This window comes from Lactobacillus sp. M0403 (assembly GCF_016101265.1).
In the GTDB taxonomy this organism is placed as follows: Bacteria; Bacillota; Bacilli; order Lactobacillales; family Lactobacillaceae; genus Lactobacillus; species Lactobacillus apis.
Genome location: NZ_JACFQV010000005.1, coordinates 50741 through 63084 on the forward strand (window position 1 = coordinate 50741; position 12344 = coordinate 63084).

The 12344-nt window shown below is 33.9% G+C and carries 12 protein-coding genes and 1 pseudogene; 11 read left to right on the forward strand and 2 right to left on the reverse strand.

Features of this window, described 5'->3' with window-relative positions:
- Window positions 1-47: 47 nt before the first annotated feature.
- The 7 genes from H3T48_RS07015 (at window position 48) to H3T48_RS07045 (ending at window position 8070) form a co-directional block, all read left to right on the forward strand.
- A complete protein-coding gene (locus tag H3T48_RS07015; RefSeq protein WP_198188977.1) occupies window positions 48-1592 on the forward strand; it encodes an ATP-binding cassette domain-containing protein in 1545 nt (514 codons plus the stop codon).
- Between the two features lie 140 nt (window positions 1593-1732).
- Window positions 1733-4417 (forward strand): sigma 54-interacting transcriptional regulator, encoded by a 2685-nt coding sequence (locus tag H3T48_RS07020; RefSeq protein ID WP_198188978.1) that lies wholly within the window; start codon window positions 1733-1735, stop codon window positions 4415-4417.
- A gap of 42 nt (window positions 4418-4459) precedes the next feature.
- The gene (locus H3T48_RS07025; RefSeq protein WP_232349902.1) at window positions 4460-4915 is read left to right on the forward strand and encodes a PTS sugar transporter subunit IIA; all 456 of its coding nucleotides are present in this window, start codon (window positions 4460-4462) and stop codon (window positions 4913-4915) included.
- Window positions 4908-5390, forward strand: a complete 483-nt coding sequence (locus tag H3T48_RS07030) for a PTS sugar transporter subunit IIB (protein WP_074426004.1) — start codon at window positions 4908-4910, stop codon at window positions 5388-5390. Before H3T48_RS07025 ends, H3T48_RS07030 begins: the two co-directional genes overlap by 8 nt.
- Before the next feature lie 6 nt (window positions 5391-5396).
- Window positions 5397-6200 carry a PTS sugar transporter subunit IIC gene (locus tag H3T48_RS07035; RefSeq protein WP_074426003.1) on the forward strand — a complete coding sequence of 268 codons (804 nt, stop codon included), beginning with the start codon at window positions 5397-5399 and terminating at the stop codon, window positions 6198-6200.
- Complete coding sequence (locus H3T48_RS07040) at window positions 6193-7002, forward strand: PTS system mannose/fructose/sorbose family transporter subunit IID (RefSeq protein ID WP_074426002.1); 810 nt, start codon at window positions 6193-6195, stop codon at window positions 7000-7002. Before H3T48_RS07035 ends, H3T48_RS07040 begins: the two co-directional genes overlap by 8 nt.
- Window positions 7003-7011: 9 nt before the next feature.
- Entirely contained in the window at window positions 7012-8070 is a 1059-nt protein-coding gene (locus H3T48_RS07045) for an SIS domain-containing protein (protein WP_198188979.1), read from the forward strand.
- A 74-nt stretch (window positions 8071-8144) separates the two neighbouring features.
- Here H3T48_RS07045 and H3T48_RS07050 read toward each other — a convergent pair whose 3' ends face one another.
- Entirely contained in the window at window positions 8145-8699 is a 555-nt protein-coding gene (locus H3T48_RS07050; RefSeq protein WP_232349903.1) for a GntR family transcriptional regulator, read from the reverse strand.
- Between the two features lies 1 nt (window position 8700).
- Between H3T48_RS07050 and H3T48_RS07055 the strand changes: the two are divergent.
- From H3T48_RS07055 to H3T48_RS07065, 3 genes and pseudogenes are all read left to right on the forward strand, one after another.
- A pseudogene (locus H3T48_RS07055) lies at window positions 8701-9072 on the forward strand (PTS system mannose/fructose/sorbose family transporter subunit IID); the annotation flags it as partial.
- An 18-nt stretch (window positions 9073-9090) separates the two neighbouring features.
- Window positions 9091-9519 (forward strand): PTS sugar transporter subunit IIA, encoded by a 429-nt coding sequence (locus H3T48_RS07060; protein ID WP_198188981.1) that lies wholly within the window; start codon window positions 9091-9093, stop codon window positions 9517-9519.
- A gap of 27 nt (window positions 9520-9546) precedes the next feature.
- Window positions 9547-10614 (forward strand): SIS domain-containing protein, encoded by a 1068-nt coding sequence (locus H3T48_RS07065; protein ID WP_232349904.1) that lies wholly within the window; start codon window positions 9547-9549, stop codon window positions 10612-10614.
- A 448-nt stretch (window positions 10615-11062) separates the two neighbouring features.
- Here the strand turns inward: H3T48_RS07065 and H3T48_RS07070 are convergent, their stop codons facing one another.
- Window positions 11063-11707 (reverse strand): ribulose-phosphate 3-epimerase, encoded by a 645-nt coding sequence (locus H3T48_RS07070; RefSeq protein WP_198188983.1) that lies wholly within the window; start codon window positions 11705-11707, stop codon window positions 11063-11065.
- A gap of 105 nt (window positions 11708-11812) precedes the next feature.
- Between H3T48_RS07070 and H3T48_RS07075 the strand changes: the two genes are divergently transcribed.
- Entirely contained in the window at window positions 11813-12343 is a 531-nt protein-coding gene (locus H3T48_RS07075) for a PTS sugar transporter subunit IIA (RefSeq protein ID WP_370567536.1), read from the forward strand.
- The last annotated feature ends 1 nt before the right edge of the window (window position 12344 follow it).

The window sequence follows — 12344 nt, forward strand, 5'->3', positions numbered from 1 at the left end:
TATACTTGCATATCAGTCTTTATGCTAAACATGTAAGGAGATTAGTTATGGAATATATAAAAATTGTAAATCTACAAGTAAACAATAATGGCCAAGAACTATTCACTGCTGCCAACTTAAGCATCACTCAACACCAAAAAATAGGCTTAATAGGACTTAACGGCTCTGGCAAGACTACTATGTTAAGAATAATTAATAAGCAGCCAAGCACAATGGACATAAAAGAAAATATAGTAAGGCTTTGTGATACATATATGGTGCCACAGCTTTTAAGTCATGACAGAAAAAGTGGGGGAGAAAAGGAAAAAGAAGCTATTGCTTCTGCAATCAAAAAGGTAAATAAAAGTAAACAAGCTGTGTTATTACTTGATGAGCCGACAGCTAATTTAGATATTGTTCAACAAAAATGGTTGGTTGAGACGCTTAATAGTTTCAGTAAGCCGGTGCTAATCGTAAGCCATGACCAAGAATTTCTTAGAGAAGTTGTAAATACCGTTTGGTATATCGAAGATAATAGCGTCAATGAATTTAAGGGCACGTATGTTGAGTATCAAAAAAAGGAAGAAGATGATATACGGCGTGAAGAAACACAATATCAATTAAAGAAAAAGAAAATTAACAACTTAAGAAAAGTACAAAGGCAATTGGAGAGTAAAGGACATAGTGCGACTAAGAAGAAAAAGAATATCTCTTGGTCTGATTGGAAAATAAAGGACTCGAATAAAATTGAAAAAAAGCTATTGCACTCAAGCAAAATTATGTCTAAAAAGATAGACCGCGAAATGAGTCAATTAAAAAAGCCTGTTACGCGGCATCCAATTACATTGAATAATTTTAAAGTCTCTAACTTAGAGTTGAAGGCAAAAGACAGCTTGTTAAGAATTGATGCACAAACTATTTATCGGGAAAATAGAGCGCTTTTCAAAATTGATGAAACATTAAAAATAAAGAATAAAGAGAAAATTATTTTGACTGGGGAAAACGGCTGTGGAAAAACATTCTTTTTAACTGAATTGATAAACAATTTATTAGCTGAGTGGATAAACCCTAAAGCAAAAATAGGCTTTTTTACACAAGATGTTATAAGTGAGGTTAACAACTCTAAAAAAGTCGGTGATGAAATCAAAAAAAGCACTGTTTTTGATGAAACGACTACTAGACAGCTATTGGGCGACTTACACTTAGGTAATTGCTTGAATATGTCAGTATCAAGCCTGAGTGGGGGACAATTAGTGTGCTATAAGTTAGCTCAAATTTTGTTAGGTGAACATAATATGTTAATACTTGATGAACCAGATAACTTTTTAGATATTTCGTCTATAACAGCATTAACTTCATTTCTAAAAAATTATCCTTTTTCCGTAATAATCGTTACGCATGACAAAAGTATCATAAACGAGTTGAATTTTCCAAAGTGGCAAATTGCTAAAGGCAAGTTACTGTTGCCAAATGCAGCAAGCAAGGATACAAACGCTGAATTAAGCTTGTTAAGATACAAGCGAGATGAAATGATGGCTGACACTTCGATTCCTATTTCCCAGATTCAAGAAATGTCTAAGCAGATAGCAGAATTAGAGAAGGAACAAAAATAGTTCCTTGCTATTAAAAAATTGATATGAAAGGATATAAGCTTAATGTGATTTGAAAAGTATTCTTAAATATGATAAATAAAAGCTGATAAATTTATTAATTAATCATGTGATACATTTTAGGAAAAGGGAGGCATGAAATTATGAGTGATCTAGAAATTGAAATATTGGACTTGGTCAAACGACAAACGCAGTTATTCATGAGAAGTTATGATTTGATGGAGGCACCAACAACGAATTTTGTCGTTGAAAAAACTGATGCTGAGCGTTCGGTGATAAGTAAAAAACTCAATCAATTATATAAAAGAAAAAAGCTAATTAAAATTAACACAAGACCGGTAATTTATCTGCGTTTTGACAAACACACATATTCTACTAATACTTACGATAGTATTAAAGACTTCAAAAATGAATATCAAGATGATCTTTGGAAAGAAATTATCGGCTGGAATGGAAGCTTAAAAGAAGTAATTGAGCAACTAAAAGCATCATTACTATATCCGCCTGCAGGTCTGCCAGCAATCGTTTTTGGTGAGTCTGGGACAGGTAAAACTTTTTTAATCAAAAAACTATTTCAATACGCAAAATCATATGGTGTTTTACACACTGATGCACAATTGATCGTTATTAACTGTGCGCAGTATGCTAATAACCCAGAATTATTGTCTAGTGTTCTTTTTGGTTACGTAAAAGGATCGTTTACTGGAGCAGACAGTGATAAGGCAGGGGCACTTGCATCAGCTAACGACGGGATTTTATTTTTAGACGAAGTACATCGATTAAGTCCAGAAGGACAAGAAAAGTTATTCACATATTTAGACACTGGGAAATATTCTCCGGTTGGTAATGACGCTAAAAAAATCGAAAGTAGAACTAGACTATACTTTGCAACAACTGAAAAAGAAGAGAACTTCTTAAATACATTTTTACGCAGAATCCCAATAAAAATTAAGCTGCCTACACTTGATCAAAGAGGGACCTATGAGAAAAGAGCTTTAACGACTACTTTGCTAATTGAGCAAGCAAAAAGAATTAATTGTGATATCGAAATTTCAAAACAGTGTATTGGTTTGATTAATCATTGCCATTTTAAAGCTAATGTTGGGGAACTAAAGAATTTGCTTCAAAATATTGTGGCCAAAAAATATGCACAAGCTATAAACAAGCAGCGAGTTGAGATTAAGATTGGTGATTTACCAAGTAGTATTTTAAAGCAGCAACGTACAACTAACTTTGCAATGACACAGGAAAAAAACAAATTAATTTTTCATCCAGACGATACGGAAAAAGATCATATTTGTATTGATGATAAAGAGTTTTTTTCAAAAATGTCATATTCGTGGCAAAGGCTAGATCAACTACAGCTAGGTAATGTTAAAAAAAGGAAACCTTATTATGAAATTGTTCAACAAGAAACTCACGAAATTCTGTATTCGCTTTATAGTACAGAACGATCAATTATTGCAGATTACACTGATGCAATAACAAGTATTTTTGATGTGGCTCAGATAGATTTTTTAAATCTTAAGAACCTATCCCTATACGATTTAGCAATCTATATTTACTATTTAATGCGAAATGAAGCAAGTATTGATTTTACTAAAGATATGGATCTTAGTTTAGTTAACAAACTCTTCAGCTCAGAAATACAGATAATTGATAAATTGGCTCCATTAATCGAAATGCATTTTGAAGTTAGCTTGAGAAAATGTGATCGCATTTGGTTGGCAATTTTGATTTCTAATAATGATTTGACGGTTTTACCACAGATACCAGCAATTTTAGTTGCACACGGTTATGCCACTGCCAGCAGTATGAGTGACACTTGTAATCACTTTTTACAAAATGCAATTTATACTCCAGTTGATTTGAAACCAGACGTTTCCAGAGCAGAAATGATTAGTTATTTGAAAGACTTAATTAAAAGGATTAATCCACAAGAAGGTCTGGTCGTTCTGATGGATATGGGTGCACTGGAATCGATTATTGAACCTATCCAAAATGAGTGTGATTGTGAACTACTCGTAATTAATAATGTCAGTATGTCCATTATGCTTGAGATTGGTAACCAATTAATGTTGAAAAAAGATCTACAAACAATTCAGGACAATTTACCTAAAAATACAATTGAAAGTAAGCTATGTGTTCCAAAATTATCAATTCCTGCAACAATCATAACTACATGTATGACAGGAATGGGTAGTGCACAGAGAATAAAAAACATTTTAAGCCAAAGTTTTCATGGTTTAGTGAATATGCAAGTGGAAGCATATGACTATAAGGAGCTAGTTAATTACCAAGATTCAGATTTGCTTAAGAAGAAAAATGTTGTTGCGATTGTAGGAATTGATAATCCTGATGTTGAAGGAATACCTTACTTTGGTCTTGAAGAAATAATGACCGGTGAAAAAATCAAAGACTTAGAAGCTGTTCTAAAACCATATTCTAGTCAAGATAACCTTGAGGCATGGGAAAAACAGTTAATTAAGAACTTTTCATTAGATCGAATTTTGGATTCCTTAACGATTATTTCGCCCAACAAAGTTATGAATGTTATTGGTAAGTACATTCAAGAAGTTCAGCAAGATTTAAACAAGAAAATTTCAAATCGTGTACAAATATCTTTATATGTTCATATTGCCAACATGATTGAAAGAATTATTCGAGGAAATGAGATTAAAGAATATAACGGCGATAACAAATTAATTGTTAGGGATAACTGCTTTAGTGTTCTAAAAAAATATAATAGTGTGCTGGAAAATAGTTTTGCAATTAAAATCAATGACCCTGAAACCGCTTATATTAGGGACTTGATTGTGCATGACTAGTTTCATGCACACTAACTTGGCACACTTTTTGCTCTTAGATAATTGAAAGAAATTAAAAGCAAAAAGGGAGGATTTTATGTGAAAGATATTATTTTAGCTACTCATGGCAATTTGAGCTATGAATTTAAAAAAACGGCTGAGCTAATTGTTGGGCCAATTAAAAATGTTAACTGCTTTGGAATGACTAAAGATAAGTCATCGATTAAAGCTAAAGAAGAAATTGAAGCGATGATTAGCTCTGTTGATGAGTCGAATTTAATTGTATTAACAGACTTGTTTGGTGGAAGTGCAACTAATATTTTTATGGAACTCTTGTTGCAGGGACATCATTTTACTTTGCTTTCAGGACTTAATTTGCCAATGCTTTTAACATTACTGACTACAGATTCAGCTGACTTAAGTACAAGTGATCTTGTCAATCAATTAAAAAATGCAGGGATAGCAGGAATAGTTGATGTTGGTGAAAAAGTAAGAGAAGGGGTTGAGAATAATGCTTAAATTAGTAAGAGTTGACGAGCGCTTGCTACATGGACAAGTTGCAATCGGGTGGACTTCTAATTCAGGTGCTAATACGATTTTGGTAGCAAACGATGAAGCACAGAAAGATAAGGTTAAGGCAATGGCTTTAAACTTGGCCAAGCCTGCAGGAGTAACTTTATATATTCGTAGTGTTGCTGAATCTGGACCAATCGTTGAAAAATTTGCTTCTGCTAAAAAGGCACAGGTGTTGGTTTTAGTCAGAAATATTCAGGATGCCTTGCAATTAATAAAAAATTCAAATGGAACAATTAAAGAATTAAATGTGGGCGGCTTAAAATTTGAAGAAGGTAAAAAGAAACTAAATGATTATGTAGCAGTTTCTGATCAAGATATTGAGGACCTAAAAGAAATTCAGAAATTAGGCGTTGAACTAGATTTTAGAATGCTACCTCGAGATAAGAAACTAGATCTCGATGATTTACTTAAGGAGTGATGACTAATGGTACAAGCTCTACTGATTGGTTTAATTGCCGGAATAGGTATCCTAGATGAACGTGTCTTGGGTGCAACTTTATTTGGCAGACCAATTGTATTAAGTGTTTTTGTTGGACTTGCTTTAGGAGATATTAAGCAAGGTATTATTATTGGAGCCCAGCTAGAACTTATTTGGATGGGAATTGCTGGGATTGGTGTATCAACACCACCTGATTATGTTACCGGTGGTGTAATTGGAACTGCGCTAGCAATAATTTCTCATAAGGGAATTGGAATTGCTTTAACTATTGCGGTGCCAGTGGCAGTTTTAGCAGCTAACTTAGGAACTTTGGTTAGAGTAGTTAACTTATGGTTTTCCCATAAAGCAGATAAATATGCTGAGACTGCTAACTTTAGAGGAATCAATCTAATGCTGCTGTCAACAACAATTCTGTTCTTTCTCAGTGCATTTATTCCAACATTTTTAGCAATGCTATTGGGAGCATCAAAGATTAATTTGATTATTAATGCTATTCCAAAGGTGATTTTAGATGGATTAACTGTAGCAGGTAACTTACTTCCATCCGTTGGATTTGCGCTACTGCTAGATATGTTATTTTCAAAGAAACTATTTGTTTTCTTTTTCTTGGGGTTCTTATTATGTGCATATCTAAAATTAGATATCACAGGAATTGCGGTGCTTGCAATTTGTATGGCAATTATTATCGTTTTGTTTGGTAACAATGGTAAAAAGCCGAATGGCAAGGATGAAACTAAATCTGAGAAAACAGAAGACAACCTAACTGAGGGGGCGATTGATTTTGACTGACAAAAAACTAACTAAAAAAGATTTACGTTCAATTTTCTGGCGAGGATTTGCATTGCAAGGTGGATTTAACTACGAGAAAATGCAGAACATTGGTTATGCATACGCAATGGAGCCAGCAATTAAAAGGCTATATTCAAACACAAAGGATAGAGCGGCTGCATTAAAGCGTCATTTGGCTTTGTTCAATTGTACGCCTGCTATGACACCAATGATTATGGGAATTTCTTCTGCAATGGAAGAGCAATATGCAAACAATCCTTCAGCAATTGACCCAGATTCAATTAACTCTGTTAAAGCAGCTTTAATGGCTCCATTTTCTGGAATCGGGGATTCAATTCTCTTCGGTACTTTCCGTGTCATTGCAGCTGGTATTGGTGCCTCATTTGCCAAGCAAGGTAGTATTTTAGGCCCAATCCTCTTCTTTGTTCTTTATAACTTACCTGCAACTCTAATAAGAATTTTTGGCTTAAAATACGGTTATAAATGGGGCGTCGAGTCTTTGGACGAAGTTCAGAAAAATGGCGTCATGGATCAAATAATGCAGATAGTTGGTATTATTGGCATGATGGTAGTAGGTGGAATGGTTGCAACTATGTTACCAGTTGTTACACCACTTAAGTTCTCAATGACTGGTGCGACTGTAAAGCTGCAAACCATTTTTGATCAAATTATGCCAAAATTATTGCCACTATTAACTACTTTGCTTGTCTTTTGCTTAATCAGAAAGAAAGTCAGTGTTTCAAAACTAACTATTGGAGTTTTGATTTTAGGTATTTTATTACACGTAATTGGAATTTTATAAGGAGATAAAATGAATTTAATTCAACAATATATTTCAAGCACACCAGATCAATTAAAGAAGATTGTCGAAGGAAGTAAAGAACTTTTTGCAAGTGTAGCAAAAAGAGATATTAAAAAGATTATCATTACGGGTTCAGGCACCAGTTATCACTCTGGATTGCAAATGCAATCATTAATGCGTAAGCGCTCTGGTGTAGAAGTACTAGCTTTTTATCCATTCATGCTTACTCCAGACTTCTTTGTTGGTGATAATTCTCACACTTTGCTTATCGGTATTTCCCAAGGTGGTAGTAGCTTTAGTACATTTGATGCAATGAAAACAGCCAAAGAAGCTGGATGTGTTATTGGCACAATGGCTGGAGAAAAAAATGCTTACATTGATCAAATTGCTGATGAAGTTTTGACAGTTAACATTGGAGAAGAAAAGGCTGGGGCTAAAACTAAGGGATATTACTCAACTAAGCTCAATTTGTTGCTTTTAGCTGACTATATTGGTTTAGCAAATGGTAACTTAAGCCAAGATCAATTTGATCAGGACTTAAAAGACTTGAATACTACCTTAGATCAATTCCCTCATGCATACCAAAGAGCTTATGATTGGGTCGAAGAACATAAAGAAAAATTAGCGAAGATGGATAATTTACGCGTTGTTGGGCCAGGGATGCTGTATGGAGATGTTTTGGAAGGCGCTTTGAAAGTGCTGGAAACTTGTCGGCTCCCTGTAACCGGTTATGATTTTGATGAGTTTATTCATGGTATTTATAATGCAATGAATGAGAAGGCTACAGTTATAATTTTGGATAATGGTACTGAACCACGTTGTGAAAAAATGATTGAAGTACTTGGTGACTGGACAAATAACTTGTATTTGGTTGACACTTCAGATAGCAACAACGGTAATCATTTTGGCTATGATGTAGATGTGCCTCAAGATTTTGAAACCTTTATTTTCCCAATGTTGCTTCAAGTAATGGCTTCGATTGTCCCAACTGTTTTGGGCTTTGATCCAAATTCACCAAAGGATCCTAACTTCCATATGAAATTAGGTAGTAAAAAATTCAATAATTAAGAAAAACCTTACTGACCAAATATAAAAAGCCCTACTGCTATTAGCAGTGGGGCTTTTGCATACAATAAAAGAAATCAATCCTGATGTATATATTTGTAATTGTAAACAAATTGGTCACCTCGGGCAATACAGGAAGTGAATTCAATTGGTTCATTTAACTTATTGAATGAAGTCCGTCTCACATTGAGGCAGGGAGAACCATCTTCAACTTTTAATAGTTTTGCTTCATTTGAAGAAATTAGACTAGCTCTCATGGATTCACTAACAACATGGATGCTTTGATTAAACTCAGTTTTCATAATTGAGTAAAGTGAATTTTTAGAAAGTGCATCAACCGTCAGTGTTGGAAATTTAGAATACGGAAGATAGGTTTCTTCGATCATCATTGGAACATCGTCTGCTGTTCGCAGGTATTTGAGTTTAATTACTTTGTCTCGAGTAACAACATGGAGTTTAGAAGCAATTTCCTGATGGGGTGTAAAAACCAAGGATGGAACAGATTTTTCAGATACAAAAGTTCCTTTCCCATGTACTTTATATATGTATCCTTTCTTTTCAAGTTCATCAAGGGCTTTTCGTACAGTGTATCTGCTAATACTCAAACGCTGTGCAATTTCTCGCTCGCTCAATATTTTCTTCTTAGTTTATTTAGCAATCTTCTTATGTCGAATTCCTTTTGCCCACTTAGGTTATGACATGGGAACAAAAGCAATTGATGTAATTCAAGAAAACTCGACTATCATTTCTAAATCTGCCTCAATTATGGGATTAACAGTAATTGGTGCATTGATAAGTTCGTACGTTACCTTGTCTTTAAAGGTAAAGATAGGCAGTGTTTCATTACAGAAAGATTTTCTTGATAAAGTCTTTCCAAATATTTTGCCATTAGGATTTACTTTCTTCTTATATTGGCTACTTAAGAAAAAGGAAGTTTCACCAATTGTGTTGATTGCGATAGTCTTTGTACTGTGTATTGCATGTTCATGGTTAGGAATTATGTAATTGGAGCGAAACGCACAAATGAATAAAGCAAAAGTTATTGTTGTTGGTCATGGCAAATTTGCCTCATCTCTTCAAAATTCATTGGAACTTTTTGTAGGTAAACAAAAAGAAGAAAATTTTATTGATTTTACAAAAGAAATGAGCGAGGCAGATCTTTACGAAAAGATTAGTAAGCAAATAAATGATGATGAAGTTGTTATTTTTACAGACTTAGTTGGCGGGACACCATATAAAAAGGCTGCCGAAATAGCATACAAGAATAAAAAAGTTGGTGTAGTTTCTGGGTGTAATTTGAGTTCGTTACTAGAAACTACATACAAAGAATATAAAAATAAAGAAGAATTTATGCAGGACTTAGTTGATATTACTAAGAAAACTGCACAAATTTTTGAAAAAGACGATGCAAGTGAAATAAACGAGAATGATGATTTCTCGGACGGAATATAAAAGGGATTATTTATTGTTATGAAGAGTATGGAATATTATATAAAGTCAGAATCAGAGAACTACAGTAAGATACTGAATGATTATCAACAGTTACTGGACAAACTTGTTGAAAAATACAAGTCAAACAAAGACAAATATAGTTCAATTGTTTTGTTTGCAACAGGCTCAAGTTCTAACGCTGCCTATGGAGCAGTACCATATATGACTGAAAGATTGGGTATCCCTGTTTATGTAGAAGAACCATCGATAGCGGCTAACTATCACAGCAATTTTAGGGATGACATTCTTTATATTGCTATCTCACAGGGTGGGCACAGTGCCTCGACAATTAAAGTTGTAAAAGAACTAGTGGATAAAAACATAGACGTTTTTGTTTTGACAAGTGATTTGGAAAGTCCAATTGCTAAAACAAACGCTTCAATGATTTCGATGGGATTTGGAATTGAAGAGATGCCATATGTAACACTGGGCTATAGTATCACAATTCTGTTACTTATCCTGTTTGCAGCAGAAGCATCCTACCAGACTGGTACTATAGTAAAGGATCTTTATGAAGAGGATAAGAAAGAACTAGGAATAATAGCAGATAATTTGCCTTCAGTTGTGAATCTGGCAGAAGAATGGACAAACCAATATTTAGAACAAAATACTGATATTGAGAGACTCTTCTTCATTGGCTATGGAGCAGCATATGGTGTAGCACGTGAAGGTGAAACAAAGGTGACGGAAACAGATCATATTACTGCTCAAGGAAAAGAGCTTGAAGAGTATATGCATGGACCATATATTGGATTACACAATTCTGATCACTTTATTTTCATTGAACCGCAAGGTAAGTTGGAAGAAAGATCTCAAAAACTAGAAAAGTTCCTGAGGCTACACTCTGATCATATTACAGTCATTGCTAAGAATAAGGTTTTAAATCCAAAAGACGAGGTACTAGACCTGAAGGTTAATGTTAATGAACTGTTTGCAGCTCTATTTATGACAATTCCAGTTCATTTACTTGCATTCAAACTATCAAAAGTAGTAAATAACAATTTGGAAGTCATAACATATCCAGAGTTCGATGAGATTACAGCTTCTAAAATATAAATAAACACATAAAAGGTGACTAACAAAATAAATAAGAGTGATACAAATTCTAAAATTAAGACACTCTATTAATAGCTAATTGAGGACTAATTCCCGATATTCGGACGGAGTTAGTCCTTTTAACTTGGTCTAAGCTTTTTCTGATGGTAATTGTTCATTGTCAAGAGAACTTATCTTTACCTGACATAGGTAGCCTATACCATTTTTTAAGTCTAAATCGAGGACTAATAACAGATAGCTTCATAATAACTAATGTAGTACCAGAGAAAGTAATCAATATTAGTTTGCTTAACCTGATACGCTGGTATAGTTTCAAAAGACCAACTAGATAATTATGTAGAAAGTACTAAATTTTATCTTGCTTGAATAAGTTGGCTATAAAAATACCCCAAAATTTGTTCAAAATTTTGGGGAGTCATGTTATTACAATTAGTCGAAATGACAAGGTTTATATACTCTTTAATGTTTGGATTTGTTTTTTGAAATTATCTTTAAAAATGTAAGAACCGGAAACTGCTATATCAAGTCCTACTTTTTTAAGTTCATGAATATTTTGGTCACTAATACTACCATCAGCTTCAATTTGATAATGATAGTGATTAAGTCGTCTCAAATTGTCTAATTCTTTGACCTTACTAATTGCATTGGGAATGAAATCAGCGCCACTTGTTCCCGGATCAACCGACATTACCATCACTTGATCAGTAATATCTAGAATAGGTGTAATGGCAGTGACTGAAGTACCAGGGTTTATGATTACTTCGCTTTTTTTACCCATTTTATTAATTAAAGTTAAGTCACGGTGAATATGCTGTGTTGATTCAGCGTGTATACCAATTATTTCAGTGGTTTTACAACAATAGTGACTGATTAGCTTTTCTGGGTTATTAACCATCATATGAATATCAAGTGGAATTGAAGAGGAATTGCTTATTTCCTTAACTAGATTCTCACCAAAATCAATTTCAGAAACGAAATTGCCGTCCATTACGTCAATATGTAAGTAATCTGCTCCTCCTTGTTCTAGTAAGGCTAATGTTTTTGCTAGATTAATTTTCGGGCCACTATGCAAAGATACTGCTACTTTGATCATTTTATTGCCTCCTTAGTATAACTTATACCTAGCTTCCACTTTTATTGCAAAATCACTTTTGCCTAATTAAAGTGAAAGCTTTATTCTTGTTACTTTCACCTTAGGGTGCAAATTTTATTTTTCCTTTCAAAAATAAAGCGCTTAATATTAGAGCATAAAGAAAGGCGGGATGACGGAATGTTCTTTGATAAAAGAATAATCAAACTTGGCGTTGATGCACGCAATAGCACAGAAATAATTACTAAAATGGCTAATGCATTGAGAGAGAGGGATGTAATTAAAGATGCTTATTTGGAGCATGTTTTAAAACGGGAAGCCGACTTTCCAACTGGGCTAGAACTTAAAGATGGCTTTGGAGTAGCAATTCCTCACACTGATTCGGAATATGTTAATACTTCACAGATAGCTCTAGCGACTTTAAAAAATCCCGTTCCGTTCCAAAGCATGGTAAATAAAGCTGTCAATGTCAGAGTAAACATAGTGTTTATGATTGCAATGAGCCAACCACATGAGCAGGCGCAATTGTTGAGCAATTTAATGGCTTTTTGCCAAAATAAAACAGCTATTAAAGAGTTAATGTCAGTTTCTGATATTGAAGAAGCAGATCAGATATTGAAGAAATATGGATTAAATTAAA

What these genes read in the sequence shown, in the direction of transcription:
- H3T48_RS07015 (WP_198188977.1), top strand. Translation starts at nt 48, where the DNA reads ATGGAATATATAAAAATTGTAAATCTACAAGTAAACAATAATGGCCAA.
- H3T48_RS07020 (WP_198188978.1), top strand. Translation starts at nt 1,733, where the DNA reads ATGAGTGATCTAGAAATTGAAATATTGGACTTGGTCAAACGACAAACG.
- H3T48_RS07030 (WP_074426004.1), top strand. Translation starts at nt 4,908, where the DNA reads ATGCTTAAATTAGTAAGAGTTGACGAGCGCTTGCTACATGGACAAGTT.
- H3T48_RS07035 (WP_074426003.1), top strand. Translation starts at nt 5,397, where the DNA reads ATGGTACAAGCTCTACTGATTGGTTTAATTGCCGGAATAGGTATCCTA.
- H3T48_RS07045 (WP_198188979.1), top strand. Translation starts at nt 7,012, where the DNA reads ATGAATTTAATTCAACAATATATTTCAAGCACACCAGATCAATTAAAG.
- H3T48_RS07060 (WP_198188981.1), top strand. Translation starts at nt 9,091, where the DNA reads ATGAATAAAGCAAAAGTTATTGTTGTTGGTCATGGCAAATTTGCCTCA.
- H3T48_RS07065 (WP_232349904.1), top strand. Translation starts at nt 9,547, where the DNA reads ATGGAATATTATATAAAGTCAGAATCAGAGAACTACAGTAAGATACTG.
- H3T48_RS07070 (WP_198188983.1), bottom strand. Translation starts at nt 11,707, where the DNA reads ATGATCAAAGTAGCAGTATCTTTGCATAGTGGCCCGAAAATTAATCTA.